Below are 17,273 nucleotides of genomic sequence, written 5' to 3'. Positions count from 1 at the left end.
GCGCAATCGTTTACGTTCAGGTCGCCAATCTGCAATACCCTGGCGACCTGAATGTTTTAATGATTTTTCTCTCGAAAAGCCGCCTTTCTATTCTCGTCTTTGCTGAATGATTTGCTGACCTGTCCCTCACTCCGATTAATGCTATCATCGCGGTTTGCTTAACGCGCAACCTGACTACTTTCGACAGACTCGCATCCATGGCTTACTTCGATCCAACATTGTTAATTCTGCTCGTTCTGGCGGGGCTGGGTATTATCAGCCACAACATGACCGTCACGCTGGCAATTCTGGTTCTGCTGGCAATACGTATCACCCCTTTAAATAACTATTTTCCGTGGGTGGAAAAATATGGGCTGAGTATCGGTATTGTGGTGCTGACGATTGGCGTAATGGCACCGATTGCCAGTGGAAAAATTACCGCCAGTGAAGTGATGCATTCCTTTCTGCACTGGAAATCCCTGCTGGCGATCCTCATTGGCGTTGTTGTGTCCTGGCTTGGCGGACGCGGCGTGTCGCTGATGAGCAGCCAACCCTCCGTGGTGGCGGGATTGCTGGTGGGAACGGTCATGGGCGTGGCGCTGTTTCGCGGCGTTCCGGTCGGACCGCTGATCGCCGCAGGGTTACTTTCTCTGCTGATCGGCAAGACCTGATTCATCCGGCGCGTGTGATGATGCTGCGTGATTTTCTCCACAGCCAACACCAGCAGCAACGCTATGGCGTCCGGCGACTGTTGGTGCTGAGCGGTGAAGCGAACTGGTGTGAAGAACAGGCGCTGGCGCTCAGTTGTCAGTCAATTGGCGACTGGCTGTGGATTAGCGAAGATGCGCCGGATTCCGTCGCTTCACTCTCTGCCAGTCGGGTTCGCATGCTGCTGGGGCGAGAGTTTCTCCACGCGGTGTTTGATGCGCGTAAAGGCGTGGATGTCGAGGCGTTGGCGATGCTGTCAGGCACGCTACAGGCCGGTAGCTGGCTGATTATGCTGGTGCCGTCGTGGCAGTCATGGCCGACCTTACCCGATGAAGACAGCCTGCGCTGGAGCGAACAGCAACAGCCGATTGCTACCCCGTACTTTATTCAGCATTTCCAACGTCAGCTGTTGGCCGATGAAGATGTCGTTCTCTGGCAACAGGGGCAGGAATTAGCGGTTCGGCCTTTGGCTGAGCGGGGCGACTGGCAGCCTGTAAACGGTGAACCGACCGCGCCACAGCAGCAGATTCTGCATGAACTCGATACTGCCGAGTCTGGCATATTTGTGATTACCGCGCCGCGTGGTCGGGGGAAATCGACGCTGGCGGGTATGCTAACGCAGCGTAGTCGCGGAACCTGCTGGCTCACCGCACCTTCTCGCGTAGCGACGGATATCCTGCATCAGCATGCGCGTGCTGATGCGCAATTCTGGGCACCGGATGCGTTGTTGGCGCACTGTCGCCTTCATGGCTCGCCCGATATCGAGTGGTTATTAATTGATGAGGCGGCGGCGATTCCGTCTTCCGTCCTCTCAGCGCTGTTGCCCTATTTTTCCCGTATTCTGATGACCACGACGGTGCAAGGGTATGAAGGCACGGGGCGGGGGTTTCTGTTGAAGTTTTGCGCGGCATTGCCGCAGTGTCGCGTATTTTCTCTGGACGATCCGCTGCGCTGGGCTGTTAACGATCCGCTAGAGCGCGTGTTGGATCAGACACTGCTGTTCAACGAGCCTACCTCGCTTCATTCTCCGCTTAATCCCGTTGCTGATTCGCTGGTTTCGCCCTCTGCCGAACTGGATATTCGAACCGAACGTGCCGCCGACTGGCTGACACATCCCGAACGCCTGACGTGGTGCTACACGCTATTGTGCAGTGCGCATTATCGTACCTCGCCGTTGGATTTGCGTCGTCTGATGGATGCGCCAGGTATGCACATCGCCAGCGCACAGGTAGAGGACGAGATGTGTGGCGTACTGTGGCTAGTGGAGGAAGGCGGGCTGTCTGCTTCATTGGCTCATGAGGTGTGGGCCGGACGGCGACGCCCACGTGGTAATCTGGTCGCCCAATCGCTGGCGGCGCATGCTGGATTGTGGAATGCGCCGATGCTACGCGCTCGTCGCATAAGCCGGATCGCGGTGGCATCGTCGTCTCGCCGACAGGGAGTAGGACGAGCGTTAATCGCCGAGCAGATGCACGAAGCACAAAAACAGGCGCTGGATTACCTGTCAGTCAGTTTCGGCTATCAGACAGCGCTGTGGGCGTTCTGGCAATCGTGTGGGTTTCAACTGGTGCGCATTGGTAGCCACCTTGAGGCCAGCAGCGGCTGTTACAGCGCGATGGCGATATTACCGCTGAGTAACGCAGGCCATAAGCTGGCGGAGCAGGGGAGCCAGCAATTGGCGCGTGACTGGTATTGGCTACAGCGCATGATTCCGCTGAACCTCACGCTGCCGCAGACAGAAAGTACGGCGTTGGATGTTGAGAGTACGGAACTGAATGATGACGACTGGCGTGAGCTGGCGGGATTTGCTTTTGCGCATCGGCCGATGGAAGCCAGCTTCGCTGCGCTTTGCCGCCTGCTTATTCACACTACATTGCCGCTGCCTGCACTACGTTTGTTGACGGAAAAATCGGGTGAAGGCGAACAGGCTGCCGCTACGTTGGGGCTAACGGGAAAGAAAGCGCTTCTGAAACGCTGGCGAGAAGAAACTGCCAGTGCGCTAATCGATCTCGATGCGCAACGCGGTGAGCTTTGGCGACAATGGGGACTTTCCACCCATTCGACGGGTGATGCGCCTCATCCCTGAAACGCATCGTTATCGAAACGCAGGTTGTGGCATCAGTCCAACTGCGATTTGAAGGCGGGGGCGTGACGAAGCAATTCCCACAGCGTTGTCTGTAAGGGGATTTTCTGATTTTCGATCAGCTCGGGATAGCGCTGATGAAACGCGCCTTCTTTGGCGGAAAATGCGGTGTTTTCCTGAAGCCATTGCTCGCGTAGCTGGGTGATTTGCTCACGCGTTAGCTGCTTATTGGGCATGGCATCTTCCTGTTTCTCAAACCAGCGTTCGCGTTTGGCGGGCGTTGCGCGTTCTTCGGCACTCCAGCCATCTTGAATTTGCAGTATCTGCGACAGCGTAAAGCCAAGCTGTACAGAGATACCTCGCCAGCTCTCCGCATCCGATGGCGCAGGGGGCGGGGAAAGGCGGGACAATAGCGACGCCAGATTTTTTTCCAGCCCCTGCTCGCTGGTGGCCGCTTCTGTCAAATTAACGGTCTGCTGGTGCAATTCGGTCCAGGCGCTTTCGGCCACGCTTTCGCCAGCCAACAGCGGTGCAACGAGCTGTAACCACTGCTGGCGTAAGTCATTTAGCGTGCGGTCAGCCAGCCACTCGCTCCATGGGTTCCCGTCGTTAGTTAACCAGTGGTGCAGCCATTGTAGGGCGATGCCGTCTACGGCTTTTCCTGGGGGAATCGCAGCAAAGAGTGCATCCACCTGCGCTGGCGTTGTGCAGGGAAGTTTTTCCAGCAGCAGGCCAAGGGCCGCGGGAAACCCGGTTAAACGTTCAAAGATGCGAATATCTGCGCTGTGCGCCAGCACAGCGCAGATTGTGCCTTTATTATCTTCCCAGTAAGGGGCATAGGCTTGTTGAATGTCGCCATTGACCGCGTGTTGGCGCAGGCGCTGGTGTAAAAAGTCGCGCAGCGACGGGTCGCCGTAAAACGTTCCCCACGCTACGTGGGCATCTGCCAAGGGCTGTGTCGTTTTTTGTATCGCAACCTGATGTGATTCCAGCCAGCCGCGTAGCTGTGCCAGCGTTTTTACGCCGATCTGTCGTGAGACTTCCTGCCCATTTTTAAACAGTAGTAGGGTGGGAATACCACGCACGCCAAAGCGCCGCATAAACGCCGGATATTGCTCCACATCCAGCTTGGCCACGGTCAAATTGTCTGGCGTGTTATCGGCGAGGGTTTCCAGCAGGGGAGCCAGCGTTTTACAGGGCTGGCACCACGGGGCCCACAGATCAAGCAATATGGGCTTGTCGCTAGTCGCGAGTAGCGTATCCAGCGACGTATCGCTGGCAGTAATAATGGTGTCTGACATAGTGTTTCCATTAGAAAATAGTTAAAAATCAATAGGGTTTAGCCGAGGTTTACTGCGACCCCCCTACGGTCATATTGTCGATGCGCAGCGTCGGTTGGCCGACGCTGACGGGCAAGGTTTGTCCTTCTTTACTGCACACGATATTGCCGTCATCCAACGCCAGATCGTTGCCTACCATCGCGACGTGCAGCAGCGCTTCTGGCCCGTGACCAATCAGCGTCGCGCCTTTAACTGGACGGGTCACTTTGCCGTTCTCAATCAGGTAGGCCTCGGTCGTAGAAAAAACATATTTCCCACTGCTGATATCAACCTGCCCGCCACCGAAGCCGACGGCATAGAGGCCATTTTTAACGGAGGCGATCACTTCTTCTGCGGGATATTGTCCTGCCAGCATGTAGGTGTTGGTCATTCGTGGCAGAGGTAGCGCGGAGTAGGAGGAACGGCGGGCGTTGCCCGTTAATGCGGTATTCATCAGTTTGGCGTTAAGACTGTCCTGTAAATAGCCGCGTAGTATGCCGTCCTCAATGAGCGTCGTGCATTGCGATGGCGTGCCTTCATCATCCACATGCAGCGAGCCCCGGCGAGTGGCGAGTGTGCCGTCATCGACGACGGTAATCCCCGGTGCGGCGACCCGTTCCCCTAACAAGTTGGAAAAGGCGGAACTGCCTTTGCGGTTAAAGTCGCCTTCCAACCCGTGTCCGATGGCTTCATGCAGCAGAATACCGGGTGAGCCTGCGCCGAGTACCACGCTGTACGTTCCTGCTGGCACTGGGCTGGCGTCCAGATTATTCAATGCCTGATCGACCGCTCGGTTCACCCAGTGCGTGATCGCTTCGTCATCAAAGAAACCGTAGTCGAGACGTCTTCCTCCGCCGCTGCTTCCGTTCTCTCTGCGGCCCTGCTGTTCCACGACGACGCTGATAAACAGATTAACCAACGGGCGAACGTCCGTCGCGAGCTTGCCGTCGTGGCGGGCGATGAGAATGGTTTCATGCGAAGCATTCAGGTAGGCCGTTACCTGCGTTACGCGCGGGTCGCGCGCGCGCGCTTTGCGATCGATCGAAAACAGTAGCTGTCGCTTATGCTCTTCGGTTACGGCAAGCAGCGGATTGTTTGACGGATAGAGCGTGGTCGCGCCGTGCGGTAAAGAGGCGGGGAGCGCGACGCTAGCCGTTTGCCCCTGTCGGCTGATTTCCCTTACGGTGCTGGCGGCTTGCAGAATCGCCTGTGGGCTCAAGTCATTGGTGTAGGAGAACGCGGTTTTCTCACCGCTGACGGCACGAACGCCAACCCCTTGATCGCGGCTGAATCCTGTCGGGCGCACGATACCGTTTTCGAGCTGCCAGCCTTCCTGCTGACGGCGCTGAAAATAGAGATCGGCATAGTCCACCTGACGCTGCATGATGTGATTCAGCGCGTGCGTTATCTCTGGTGTGCCCAGCGAGAATGCCGACAGTGCAGATGAGACTGACGTCCCAGTGGCATGTATGGTCATGATGGTGATCCTGTTTCTGTGACGCAATAGGGGATTACTGCCCGGCGATCTGCATCTCTTCAATCAATAGGGAACCGCAGGAGAGGTTGCCCTGCGTGTGGATATCCGCACCGAGCGCGACGCATTGCTGAAGCAGCGTTTTTAGGTTGCCCGCGATGGTGATCTCTTCGACCGGGTACTGTATTTCGCCGTTTTCGACCCAAAAACCGGCAACGCCCTGAGAGTAGTCGCCCGTCATTGGATTTAGCCCATGCCCCAGCAACGTGGTGACCAATAGCCCTGTCTGCATAGTGTGCAGTAGTGTCGGCAAGTCATTGTTAGCGTGACTTTGGCTGCTGCTGACAATCAGGTTATAGGCTCCGCCAGCGTGTCCGGTTGTCGTGAGCCCCAAGCGTCGAGCGCTGTAGCTGGAGAGAAAATAGCCTTGTGCAATGCCGTCGTGGATAACGTGACGTGGCGCGGCGGCGACACCTTCGGTATCAAAGCAGGCGCTGGCTAGTGCGCCGGGAATAAACGGATTTTCATACAGGCTCAGGTGTGGTGCGGTGATGGCCTCACCGAGGCATTGCCCCAGAAAGGACGTGGAACGATAAAGCGCCGCGCCACTGAGCGCATTGACCAGATGATGAATCAGGCTATGCGCGACGGGCGCTTCAAACAGTACCGGGCAGCGTCGAGTTGAGAGTTTACGAGCCTTTAATTGTGCGATGGCACGTTGTGCGGCGGTGTGCCCGACCGTTTCCGGCGCTGCCAGGAATGCTGGCGATCGTCCCGTGGTGTGCCAGAATCCTTTCTGACGCGCCGTATTGTCACGGGCGATGGCCTGACTCCACAGCGTGTGTAGCGAGGTGGGGTAGCCCGCGCAAAAACCAGCCGAGTTTGCCAGAATAAAGTCCCCCTGCTGTGAGGTAATCTCCGTACTCTCGCTATAGCTGTATTCGTGTGCGGCATTGGCGGCCTGTTCGGCACGTAGTGCCAGCGACAGCGCTTGTTCGACGGTTAGCGCGTCGTTGTGGTGCAGCTTCAGATCGTAAATGTCTCGGGCGAAATACTGAGAGTCTGGCAGGCCGCTACACGCATCTTCATCCGCATATTTAGCCAGCGTACTGGCAGCGTCAACGGTGTCCTGCAAGGCTTCCTGACTCAACAAGGTGGATGACACGGTGCCTGAACGCTGACCAAAGTAAACCGTAACGGACAGAAACTGGCTCTGATTTTGCGTCAGCGTATCCATATCACCCTTTCTGACGCGCAGCGTGCGTCGGTTTCCCTGAGAAACGTTAACGACTGCCTGACTTGCGCCTTTTGCGGCAGCGAGGTCCAGCACGTTTCCGGCCAGTGATTGGAGCGTGCCAGACTGCGGCGTAGCAAGAGTGAGAGATTCATCAAGAGAAGGCATATTGGGTATCCATGCGTAGCAGTGTTCTACTCATGATGTGCAACGAAGATAGAAAAGCGTCAGTGCGAGGTGAGACTTTTTTACAAGGTGCTAAGAGGCAAGGGGGATGTTGTCCGCAGAAGCTGACGGCAGGTCGTCAGCCTCTGCGGGGAAGGGAAAATCAAGGTGTTTTGACCGGTTGCAGGACGAAATCGATTTTGCTCAGGCCACGCTGCTGAGCGCTGGTCATGACATAGGCCACTCGACCATACTCGACGGCCTGATCGGCAAACAGCCGTATATTCGGGTGTGTTCCTTCGGCTGAGGCCGCATCGAGTTTGGCAATCAGTTGCGCATCATCAACCGCTTCTTTATTCCAGTTAATTTGTCCGGTCGCGGTAATCGCGATATCCACGGCTTGCGGATCTTTCGTGATTTTCTCGACGCTGGCGCGCGGCAGTTCCACTTTGACGGCGTGATTAATGACCGGCAGGGTAATCATAAAGACGATCAGCAGCACCAGCATGACATCAATAAATGGCGTCATGTTGATATCGTTGAGCAGGGCGTCGTCCTGACTTTCAAACGGGGATGACATACTCATGGCAGTGTTCCTCCTCAGGCTGAGCGTTCAACGGGATGAGATGATTGATGCGGGATCGCCGTGTTCAGATCGGCGAGACTGGTTTCAACACGTGCGCCAGTCAGCAGGTAAGCGTGCAGATCGTGGGCAAAGCGATTCATGGCATGCAGAACGACGCGGTTACGACGGTTGATCGCGTTGAACCCTAATACAGCGGGGATTGCGACGAACAGGCCGAACGCCGTCATGATCAACGCCTCGCCGACAGGGCCAGCAACCTGTGCCAGATCGGGCTGGCCGATAGTGCTGATGGTTTGCAGCGCGTGGAAAATACCCCAGACGGTGCCAAGCAGGCCGATAAACGGCGCAGTGCTGCCAATAGACGCCAGTGTTCCGAGGCCGGATTGCAGTTTTCCTGCGTTGGTGTCCAGCGTGTTGCTCAGGCCGCGTACCAGCCAGTCGCTGAGATCGACATGTCCACCCAGCGTGGAGGAGAATTTATGCGGGTGTTTCAACAGTGCATGGCCTTCAACCACTAAATCACGGAACGGGTTAAAATGCTGTTTACCAAACTGGCCGAGGCTATCTTGCAGGTTTGTGGCCTGCCAAAATGCCTGTCGGCTGTGCTGAACGCTCTTGTTCAGCGTCAATAGTTGCCGCGCTTTGACCAAAATAACGGTCCATGACAACAGCGACATGATCAGCAAAATAACCGCTACCGAGTGGGTAACTGCATCGCCCTGCTGCCAGAAATGTTGAATATCTAACGTGTTCATGTGTGACCTCTTGTGCAATAGACTGATTCGGGCGTCAGTGAAACGGCGTGTGAGGCCATTTCGACGCGAGTTCTGTGTTAACGAGCCAATCGGAAGTTGACGGGCTGAACGGTCATGACGGTGATAGCCTGTCCGTTTTCGCGGTAAGGTGTACAGCGTGCTTGCGCCACAGCACTCATGGCCGCCTCATCTAAGGCTTCAACTCCGCTGCTGCGAGCAATATCGTGCCGGATTAAGCGGCCTTCCGGGCTGATGACCAGACGCACTAGCACATCCCCCTCTTGCTGGAGACGTTTAGCGCGGCGGGGGTAATCCGGCTGTGGCACGATGCAACCAACGGACGCCACCTGTTTGGGCTGCGCACCGGGATGGTTCTGCATCATATTGCCTTTGCTGGCGCTGGTGAGCGCCCCTGCGGTGGCATCAGGTACGGTTGGCACGCTTTCTGGCGCTGGGGGCGCGGCAGGCTGACGCTCGGCCGTGGTTTTGGGGCGGACGGGCTGCGGTTTAACCACGGGTTTCACCGGCGGTTTCGGAACCTCTTTCTTAACGGGAGGCGGCGGGGTTTCTTGCCGTTCTACGATCGTTTTTTCCACGACGGGCGCGATTTCACGCTCGCCTTGTTCTGATGTGAGTACCGGCGGTTCCGGTGACAGTACGGGAACGGGTTCCGGTTCTGGGGCTTCAACCATCGTGGCCTGAATGCTCACGCTGGCAGCCGGATTAAGCAGGTTGATCGGCTTATATTCGGTAGTGCGAGTGATGAGCAAGGCTGCAACGCCAGCATGGATCAATGCCACCGCCAGAAAGCTGATTGCGATCCTTCTGGTTTCTCCCTGAGTAGATGCCCCGACGCTTAGCGATGACAGCGTGGTGACGTTTTCATACCGTGCTGCGGGAGTCGCCTCAGCGCGCGCGTTTAACGATAGGTGTTGCACGGATGCCTGTTGCACGTTTTCCCCTACTGCTCTTAGCTTACTGTGTTGGCGACGTCAGCCGACCAATCGTCATACTCTTTATTAATGATGTGCAACGAGGTAGAAAAAGTGTCACCACATAACGTGAATTTTTTACCCGTGTCTGATAGCACGGATGTGAATCCAGTAATCTGTGGTGTGCACGATAGCGATAGGCATGGTTTGCGCGAGTGAATCCAGCGTGTAGTTAATGTCATTGAGGGGGAAATTTCCGCTGACGCGTAAATCAGCGATGGCAGGGTCGAGCCTGATGATGCCTGGCGTGTAGTCGCGTAGCGAATTAATCACCGAAGCGAGTGAACGATCGCGGACTTCAAGTCGACCTTTCAGCCAGGCTATTTCTGATTCTGGCGTAATAGCGACCTGATAGAGCGTTGCGTCATCGAACCATACGCCCTGACCCGCATTAAGGCGCAGGCTTTGCCCGGCTCGGTTGGTAATTTTGGCGATGTTATCCAGTACGCCGACGTGTACGCCGCCGCTTTCATAACGCACGTTCACATTGGCCTGGAGGGCGACAATATCACCCATTTGGGTCGCGATAACGAAGGGACGTTGGGTATCGGGTCTGATTTCCGCGAAAATGCCCCCGGTGTGCAGGGCGACCTGACGTGCATGGCTCTCGGGTTGTACATTAACGTCGACGGCGGTACGCGCATTGAGCATGATCGCACTGCCGTCGCTGAGTGACACTTGCTGGCGCTGTGCTGTCGCGGTTTTCATATCAGACAGTAGTGGCGACAGCGGGTAGTGCTGATTGAGCAATAGACTGCTCAACGAGGCGATAGCGACCATGCCTAATCCGTATTGCAACACTTTTCGCCGCCCCGACGGCGCTAACAACGCCTGACGAATCGGGTCGTTGGGTAACGCGGCGAGAAGCGGCTGAAATTGTCCCAACGTTTGTTCAATGCGCTGGCAGGCGCGCTCATGCAGAACGTTTTCATCTCGCCAATGGCGGTAATCATCATAGTCGGTCTGCGTTGCTTCACCAGATCGCAACAACACCATCCATTCAATTGCCTGCTCGGCAATTGGGTCATCCATGTGTCTTCTGGCCATGCGGTTCACCTATAAATCACTGCTGTCTTGTGTTGCCAGGTAGCAGTTGGTGAGTGCTTTGGCGATATATTTTCTTACCATGCTGACGGAAACATCGAGTTTTTCGGCAATATCGGCGTAGGTCATACCATCAAGCTGGCTGTACAAAAAAGCCCGCCGTGCATTGGTAGAAAGTCCGTCCAAGGCTTGATCGATAGTGAACAGCGCTTCCATTAACAGCTGTTGGTCTTCCGGTGAGGGGTGGTGAAATTCTGGCTTACTTGCCAGTGCGGTGAGATAGGCCTTTTCCAGATCGCGCCGACGCCAGTTTTCGTACAGCACACGTTTAGCCAGCGTGGTCAGCATCGCTCGTGGCTCCTGCACGCTGGCGAGATCGGGTAGCGAGGCTAAACGTAAAAATGCTTCTGAGGCAACGTCTTCCGCTTCACAGCCGTAAGCAATACGGCGGCGTAATCGGTCCGTTAACCAGCGATAATCGCTGCGAAAAATAAGCGACAGTAAGTCGGTTTTTTTAACAGACTCGGTATACATGGGGAATCCTCAGCAACATAAACCACAACCTAAACAGACAATCTTTGAACCGGGATACCCCGAGGCCGCCAATACAGGGAAATTCGTTATTTCCGAATAAGAGCATTCTGTCTTGCGTTTTTAAGACAAAACACGGAAGAGTCAAACAACGATTTTCTTATATGTTTATTTAAAATTGTTATGTTGCTAAGAAATTTGTAAAAAAAGCCAGTTGAGGGGGAATACGAAAGAACATGGTGACGTCGGTAAATAGGGGCTCCATACACATTCCCTCCTTATCTGGCGGGCAGGCTTTCTTTCATCCGAATGAAGATGAGCAGGTTTATTTAGGTAGAAAAATGAGCCGGCGTCTTTTTAATCACGTCGATTATTACTAGATGAAATTTAGTTCATAAAAAAAAATGATTATTGCTGTCACTTTTTCATCGTCATTGCACAAATCATACGAAGACCAATAAAAACTGATTTTTTGAAGCAATTGACGAGGGAAATATGAAAAAAAGAGATGGTATCTCTCCCGCTCTGGGGCTGGGTTTTAAGCAACGCCTGCTTCTTACCAAAATACTGACAATCAATACCGCTTTATTCGTCGGTGCGACGACCATACCGATTGCCGCCTACGCGGCGGGTGAAAACGACACGATTGCCTTTTCTATTCCGGCTGGCGATCTACAAAAAGGGTTGCTAGCCATCGCCAACCAAAGTCAGCAAACCCTTTCATTTAATCCTGCTCTGGTGGCGAATTATCAAAGCGCCGCGCTGAATGGCAACTACTCGACGCGTCAGGCAATTTTACGTTTATTACAGGGGACGCCGTTATTATTAACGACCACCGATAACGGTATGCTGACCATTATTTCTTCCCGTGCTAATGATGCGGAAGTGGCGCAGGCCAGCGATAACGCGTTGCCAGCGATTACTGTCAACGCAGGGAGCGAAGATGAAACGGTATTGAACCCTGGCACCTCGTCTTCGGCCTTACGCACCAGCACCTCGTTACAGCAAACGGCGCAGTCGGTTCAGGTCATCAGCAATAAACTGATTACGGAACGCCAGGCGACGTCACTGGAGGATGTGCTGAAAAACTCGGGCAGCGTCGTCACCATAAAGTCGAACCGTGGTGAACCGACCTACTGGATACGTGGCTATGCCGTCACCTCTGGGGCAACGGATGGGCTATCCGGCTCCAGCAACGCAGGAATTGGCCGTGGCACTGAGATCGAAGGGGTTGAGCGCGTCGAAGTGCTGAAAGGGCCACAGTCCGTATTGGCTGGCAGCAGCTCGGCGGCGGGGACGATCAACGTGGTGCGTAAAAAGCCCGTGACGGAACCACTACGTCGAGTGAAAGTCGAAACGGCAAGCTACGGCGAGATAAAAACGTCGTTCGATGTCGGTGATGCCATTACCGAGGACAAGTCCTGGAGTTATCGTCTCAATGTATCGAGCATGAAGTCGCGCAATGCTTTTCCTGATTTTAATGGCAATCACAGCGACTATTTAGCGCCTGCCTTTACGTGGAAAAATGATAACACCACGTTGACGTTTGGGGCGGAAACCAGCCAGGGCAGGCGTTCTGGCCCCGCAGGCACCGTGTATCTGAACGGTTCCATTCAGCAGTTGCCTAAATATCGTCTTGGGGACAAAGACGATCATAATAAAACCAAGACCACCAATACGTATTATGAGCTGGAGCAAAAGCTCGTTAACGATTGGACATTCAACAGCAAAGCGGGCTTTCAGAGTACCTCATCTCAGATGAAGATGAATGAAACGTTGGATATCGCCGCCAATGGCAACAAAATCAGCCATCCTTTAGCCTATAAATCCACTAATCAGACATTTAGCCTGCAAAATGATATCCGGGGTAAAATCGAGACGGGGCCTGTCACCCAGACCTTGTTGTTAGGCCACGACTATAAGCATGAACGTTATGCCAGCTACGATAATGATTTTATTCTGTTGAATAATGGGAATATCTATAACTCGGATTCTCTCTCTTTCCCTGGCATCGGTGAACCAAGCTATCGGTCTTACACAACGAAATTAATCCAGAGTGGTTTCCTGTTTCAGGATCAGATCGATGTGTTTGAACGCCTGCATTTCCAGCTCTCGGTTAAACGCTCGACGTGGAATAACGCGTATCTGGTTGGAACGACGCCATCGACCTACACCGCCAGTAAATGGATTCCTAACTATGGTGTCAGCTTCGATATCACGCCAGATGTGACGATTTATGCCAATTTGCTGAACAGTTTTAGCGGGAATGCGTCCGTTACGCGGACGGGAGTCCAACTTCCACCGACCACCGGGCAATCTAAGGAAGCGGGACTGAAATTTAGCCTGCTGGACGATGATCTGACGTTAACAACGGCGGTATTTAATATTGAACAAAACAACCTGAGGGTAACGGACGGTAACGGTTTTCCTATTGCCTCCACTGGGAGAAAAAGCGAAGGGTTTGATGTCGATTTGAATGGTACGCTCTTGCCGGGATGGGATGTCTCAGCCAGCTACACCTACTCCACCAGCGAAGACCCTGCTACGACAAGGTTTCGGACCAACACGCCGCGCCATACCGCCAATATTTGGACGTCTTATGAGGTTCAGTCCGGCCGCTATCAGGGCTTTGGTGCCTCTGCCGGGATTAGCGGAACATCAAGAACCGAAAACGGGGATACGCGTCAAAACTTCACCATTGGAAGCCAGGCTTCTACGGATGTCACCGTCTTTTATCGCCAGCCAATCTGGTCGGTCACCTTTGGTGCCAATAACGTCTTCGATCGCGATATCTATTACACCAGCACGACGCCGTTGTATATCGGTATGAAAGAGGGACGGACATGGCGTCTTACCGGAACGTACTCGTTCTGATAACCCGTTTAACGGATGGCCTGTGTGGCCATCCAGACGAATTCGCAGGTAGAAACGGCGCATGAGCGTGAAAGAAGCGAGTACGACAAGACCGAGCATCGGTCAGATTCTGGTGCCCTATTGGCTGACGCCGGAGAAGTATCTGGCGCTGCTGATCCTGGCCATGATTATTAGCATCAATCTGGGGACTGCCTACATTAGCGTGGAGGCAAACCGTGTCGCCGGGAAATTTACCGATGCGCTGATTGGGGTGGATTGGGAGCAAATAAAACCGTTGTTTATCTTCAGCTTTATACTTGGCTTAGGGGCCATGATGCTGAAATGGGTAAACGTACTGGGCCAAGGTTATCTGGCCTTGCGCTGGCGTACCTGGATGACGCTTCACTATATTCGGCGCTGGACGGGGACATCGGCTTATTACCAAATAGAAAGGGAAGGTGTGCTGCCGAATATCGATCAGCGCATCGCCGATGATGTGAATGAGCTGGTGACAGCCTCACTAAATTTTTTTCTCAGTATTCTCTCGGTTATCATCAGTACCGTCACCTACACCGCGCTATTGTGGTCGGTTTCTGGCGTATTACGTTTCTCATTTATGGGCAGCGACTGGGCTATACCCGGCTATATGGTCTATGCCCTATATATCGAATATGTTCTTCAGGTTGCCCTTTCGCACTGGCTTGGTAAGGCATTGATTAAGCTGAATATGAACCAGCAGAATGCGGAAGGCGATTTCCGTTTTCTGGGCGTGCAACTGCGTGAAAATGCAGAACAGATTGCCTTTTATCAAGGCGGCAATCGGGAAGGGGAACGACTCGCTCAGCGCTTTGCTCGCGTGCGTGATAATGCGCTGTCTGTGCTGTTGCGCGGCTTTAAAGTGTCGTTTGGTCAAAGCCTGTTTAGCCATTTCCTCTCGCCGTTACCGACGCTGCTGGCATTGCCACAGTTGTTACGTGGAGAGATCACCTTTGGCGATTTGACGCGGATTCAGATGGCTTACGGTTCTCTGGGGGCGGTGTTAAGTTATTTTATGCAAGCCTATCAGTCCTTTACCCGCTGGCTGGCGTTGGCGAGGCGTTTGCAAGATATGGAAATCGCGCTGAATAAAAGCGAGCAGTCGCCATCGCCTATTCGCGTGACGGAGCTGGATGTGCCGGGGTTCTCCTGCCGGGCGCTGCATCTGTTAACGCCGGAGGGGCGTGCGCTGACGGCGCTCGACGACTGGCAGGTCTTACCCGGTGAACGTTGGATGGTGAACGGCGTATCCGGTGTGGGCAAGAGCACGCTGCTGCGTGCCTGTGCCGGACTATGGCAGCACGGTACAGGGGAAATTGTGCGTCCTCGCAACGGCCACACTCTCTTTTTACCGCAAAAAAGTTATCTCCCGACAGGGACGCTGAAAGCGGCATTATGCTACCCCGGCAACGCGCGAGATTTTACCGACGAGCAGTGTCGACAGGCGCTGCTGGACAGTGAATTGCCGGATATGGTCACGCAGTTGGAGAATGAAGATCGCTGGCAGCAGCGGCTATCCGGCGGCGAACAGCAGCGAATGGCAATAGCCCGCACGTTGCTGCACCGGCCCGACTTTATTTTTCTGGATGAAGCGACCAGCGCGCTCGATCCTGAAACCGAGCAGCGGGTTTATCAGGCGCTGGTGACTTGCTTGCCTGACAGCGCCATTATCAGCGTGGCGCACCGGGAAACATTAGCGACTTTCCATACTCATCATCTGCATCTGACACCGGCAATCGGAAGGGGCAGCGAGCCTGATAGGGAAGACCAGACTGGCGATGAAGCGACGTCGCATCAAGCGTTTAACGATCGCGGTTTTGCCTGACGTCATGAATGATGTGTTTTGAAACTCGCCGTGTGGGGTGGTCAATTCCTGTGATGTGTTAAATCGTCACAGGAATACTCGATCGGTGCGTCGAGCATAGGCAGGTTATTGCGTCTCTAAGAGTCGGAAAATCAGAGGCGCTTTTCCCTGTTTGTCTGGGTAATCGGCAATTAACGTGAGATCGGTTTTTTTCTCTCCAGACCAGAGCTGACACTCGATTCTCTTTTGCTGCGGGCTGGCGTCCATCGCATAACTGTACAGGGGAATCCTTCCTGTTTTATCAGGCGTAAAAGCAACGTCGTAAGGCGGAACCGCCAACTCAGCCATGTTTTCCCCCGCGCTCTCCAGTTCCTCAATCATCTCTTCGTAAATAGCTGGGCTCACACCAAAATTTACCAGAGTAACCGGATCGCCATGTTGGATGCCGCGCAACAGCTCACTCACGAGCCGATAAACTTCATCTTTGTCGCCTGTCATCTCTCATTTCCTTGGTTTTAGAAAATATGGCGACATGCTACGTGTTCTCGTCGCCGTCGTCTTCATCGGCGAATAAGATATTCATCATGCCCTGCGGGTTATTTAAAAACTGCCGGGTGATTTGATAGTGCTCCGTATCCTGCCACTCCACCTGTTGAATGCCATTTTCATCGAACTGATAAATCACCGCGTTGGGGTAAGCCAGAATAATCGGGGAATGAGTAGCAATAATGAACTGACACCCCGCGTTCACTAGCTGGTGGATACGCGCTAGCGCAGTGAGTTGCCGGGTAGGAGACAGCGCGGCTTCCGGTTCGTCCAGCAGATAAAACCCGTTGGGGCCAAAGCGATGGTTTAACAGCGCCATAAACGATTCGCCGTGCGACTGCTGGTGGAGCGAAACACCACCGTAAGCCAGTTGAATCAGGCCGGGGTCGATGTTTTCTATTTCTGTTGCGACATTGAAAAAACTTTCTGCCCGTAAAAAATAGCCGGTGCGTGGGCGTTTAATACCTTTGACGATGCGGAGGTGGTCGCTCAGGCTGGAATGGGAATCTCGCGTGCTGAAATTGATGTTACGCGAACCGCCTTCCGGGTTGAAGCCCATCACGATTGCCAAGGCTTCTAACAATGTCGATTTCCCAGAACCGTTCTCGCCAACAAGAAAAGTGACATCGGGATGAAAGCGAATCTGTTCGAGATCCTTTATCGCCGGAATATTTAATGGGTAAGTATGTGGATCGAGTGTTTTCTGTGGATGGAAATAGACGCGTTGTAAATAGGGTTTATCATGCTGTTCCACTTTATTCCCCTTGTGATACTGAGAGGTGGTTACTCGCTTCTGGATGGTGTATTTCTATTAGAATGATGAAAGATTTTCAGCGCAATAAGGCCCCCTATCAGTAAGATTACACTGGTTATGAGTACGTTAATTGGCAGCGTTGAATTTGACAAGAATAGGCCAGAAGTAGCGGTGACGAGAGAGAATAATATAGTGATGACAGTAATAGCCGAGACATCATATTCTGATATTTTACGCTTAAAAATTATTTTCTTAGTCGCCAGGACTATTATGGCACCGATGAAGCATCCAGCGACGGACATGGCAATGCTTGAATAGGCCTTGTCGGTGACAGCAAGGTAACCTACGATGAGGAGAATAAAAGAGTTGAAAATAACCAATAGTGATATTTTCCTTTTCACGATTTTTTC

General features: G+C 53.6%; 14 protein-coding genes. 4 read left to right on the top strand and 10 right to left on the bottom strand.

The annotated features are described in order from the left end of the window. Positions 1-197 precede the first annotated feature (197 nt). Together A6301_RS10760 and A6301_RS10755 are read left to right on the top strand one after the other, a co-directional pair. Positions 198-650 carry a DUF441 domain-containing protein gene (locus A6301_RS10760; protein ID WP_107168340.1) on the top strand — a complete coding sequence of 151 codons (453 nt, stop codon included), beginning with the start codon at positions 198-200 and terminating at the stop codon, positions 648-650. Between the two features lie 17 nt (positions 651-667). Continuing rightward, positions 668-2,773, top strand: coding sequence for a tRNA(Met) cytidine acetyltransferase TmcA (locus tag A6301_RS10755; protein ID WP_234257762.1), 2,106 nt, complete (start codon positions 668-670; stop codon positions 2,771-2,773). A gap of 32 nt (positions 2,774-2,805) precedes the next feature. Here the strand turns inward: A6301_RS10755 and trxA are convergent, their stop codons facing one another. From trxA to A6301_RS10715, 8 genes are all read right to left on the bottom strand, one after another. Further along, positions 2,806-4,071 carry a thioredoxin gene (gene trxA, locus A6301_RS10750; RefSeq protein WP_234257761.1) on the bottom strand — a complete coding sequence of 422 codons (1,266 nt, stop codon included), beginning with the start codon at positions 4,069-4,071 and terminating at the stop codon, positions 2,806-2,808. Positions 4,072-4,120: 49 nt separating this feature from the next. After that, entirely contained in the window at positions 4,121-5,566 is a 1,446-nt protein-coding gene (gene tldD, locus A6301_RS10745) for a metalloprotease TldD (RefSeq protein WP_234257759.1), read from the bottom strand. Between the two features lie 34 nt (positions 5,567-5,600). Continuing rightward, positions 5,601-6,965, bottom strand: coding sequence for a metallopeptidase TldD-related protein (locus A6301_RS10740; RefSeq protein ID WP_234257757.1), 1,365 nt, complete (start codon positions 6,963-6,965; stop codon positions 5,601-5,603). Between the two features lie 160 nt (positions 6,966-7,125). Continuing rightward, complete coding sequence (locus A6301_RS10735) at positions 7,126-7,548, bottom strand: biopolymer transporter ExbD (RefSeq protein WP_234257756.1); 423 nt, start codon at positions 7,546-7,548, stop codon at positions 7,126-7,128. Between the two features lie 14 nt (positions 7,549-7,562). Beyond that, a complete protein-coding gene (locus A6301_RS10730) occupies positions 7,563-8,303 on the bottom strand; it encodes a MotA/TolQ/ExbB proton channel family protein (RefSeq protein ID WP_215484516.1) in 741 nt (246 codons plus the stop codon). Positions 8,304-8,380: 77 nt separating this feature from the next. After that, a complete protein-coding gene (locus tag A6301_RS22480) occupies positions 8,381-9,256 on the bottom strand; it encodes an energy transducer TonB (RefSeq protein ID WP_234257755.1) in 876 nt (291 codons plus the stop codon). A gap of 117 nt (positions 9,257-9,373) precedes the next feature. Next, positions 9,374-10,342 (bottom strand): FecR family protein, encoded by a 969-nt coding sequence (locus A6301_RS10720; RefSeq protein WP_234257754.1) that lies wholly within the window; start codon positions 10,340-10,342, stop codon positions 9,374-9,376. A 9-nt stretch (positions 10,343-10,351) separates the two neighbouring features. Further along, positions 10,352-10,873 (bottom strand): sigma-70 family RNA polymerase sigma factor, encoded by a 522-nt coding sequence (locus A6301_RS10715; RefSeq protein WP_215484518.1) that lies wholly within the window; start codon positions 10,871-10,873, stop codon positions 10,352-10,354. Positions 10,874-11,365: 492 nt separating this feature from the next. On the opposite strand from A6301_RS10715, the gene A6301_RS10710 reads away from it, so the two are divergent. Both A6301_RS10710 and A6301_RS10705 read left to right on the top strand, forming a co-directional pair. Then, complete coding sequence (locus tag A6301_RS10710) at positions 11,366-13,744, top strand: TonB-dependent receptor (protein WP_234257753.1); 2,379 nt, start codon at positions 11,366-11,368, stop codon at positions 13,742-13,744. 61 nt (positions 13,745-13,805) lie between these two features. Next, on the top strand, positions 13,806-15,584 hold the full coding sequence (locus A6301_RS10705; protein ID WP_234257752.1) for an ABC transporter ATP-binding protein/permease: 1,779 nt from the start codon (positions 13,806-13,808) through the stop codon (positions 15,582-15,584). A 105-nt stretch (positions 15,585-15,689) separates the two neighbouring features. On the opposite strand, the gene A6301_RS10700 is transcribed toward A6301_RS10705, so the two are convergent. Both A6301_RS10700 and A6301_RS10695 read right to left on the bottom strand, forming a co-directional pair. Next, entirely contained in the window at positions 15,690-16,061 is a 372-nt protein-coding gene (locus tag A6301_RS10700) for a hypothetical protein (protein WP_215484520.1), read from the bottom strand. A 37-nt stretch (positions 16,062-16,098) separates the two neighbouring features. Further along, complete coding sequence (locus A6301_RS10695; protein WP_234257751.1) at positions 16,099-16,863, bottom strand: AAA family ATPase; 765 nt, start codon at positions 16,861-16,863, stop codon at positions 16,099-16,101. Positions 16,864-17,273: the final 410 nt, after the last annotated feature.

This window comes from Pectobacterium sp. IFB5596, assembly GCF_021432585.1.
GTDB classification, from domain to species: Bacteria; Pseudomonadota; Gammaproteobacteria; order Enterobacterales; family Enterobacteriaceae; genus Pectobacterium; species Pectobacterium punjabense.
The sequence above is the reverse complement of the archived record's forward strand: the minus strand, read 5'-3'. Positions and strand labels throughout refer to the sequence as shown.

Excerpts from the sequence above, each read along its gene's own strand:
- A6301_RS10715 (WP_215484518.1), bottom strand. The coding sequence starts at position 10,873 with ATGTATACCGAGTCTGTTAAAAAAACCGACTTACTGTCGCTTATTTTT.
- A6301_RS10740 (WP_234257757.1), bottom strand. The coding sequence starts at position 6,965 with ATGCCTTCTCTTGATGAATCTCTCACTCTTGCTACGCCGCAGTCTGGC.
- A6301_RS10700 (WP_215484520.1), bottom strand. The coding sequence starts at position 16,061 with ATGACAGGCGACAAAGATGAAGTTTATCGGCTCGTGAGTGAGCTGTTG.
- trxA (WP_234257761.1), bottom strand. The coding sequence starts at position 4,071 with ATGTCAGACACCATTATTACTGCCAGCGATACGTCGCTGGATACGCTA.
- A6301_RS10730 (WP_215484516.1), bottom strand. The coding sequence starts at position 8,303 with ATGAACACGTTAGATATTCAACATTTCTGGCAGCAGGGCGATGCAGTT.
- A6301_RS10755 (WP_234257762.1), top strand. The coding sequence starts at position 668 with ATGATGCTGCGTGATTTTCTCCACAGCCAACACCAGCAGCAACGCTAT.
- A6301_RS10760 (WP_107168340.1), top strand. The coding sequence starts at position 198 with ATGGCTTACTTCGATCCAACATTGTTAATTCTGCTCGTTCTGGCGGGG.
- tldD (WP_234257759.1), bottom strand. The coding sequence starts at position 5,566 with ATGACCATACATGCCACTGGGACGTCAGTCTCATCTGCACTGTCGGCA.
- A6301_RS10710 (WP_234257753.1), top strand. The coding sequence starts at position 11,366 with ATGAAAAAAAGAGATGGTATCTCTCCCGCTCTGGGGCTGGGTTTTAAG.
- A6301_RS10735 (WP_234257756.1), bottom strand. The coding sequence starts at position 7,548 with ATGAGTATGTCATCCCCGTTTGAAAGTCAGGACGACGCCCTGCTCAAC.
- A6301_RS10705 (WP_234257752.1), top strand. The coding sequence starts at position 13,806 with ATGAGCGTGAAAGAAGCGAGTACGACAAGACCGAGCATCGGTCAGATT.
- A6301_RS10720 (WP_234257754.1), bottom strand. The coding sequence starts at position 10,342 with ATGGCCAGAAGACACATGGATGACCCAATTGCCGAGCAGGCAATTGAA.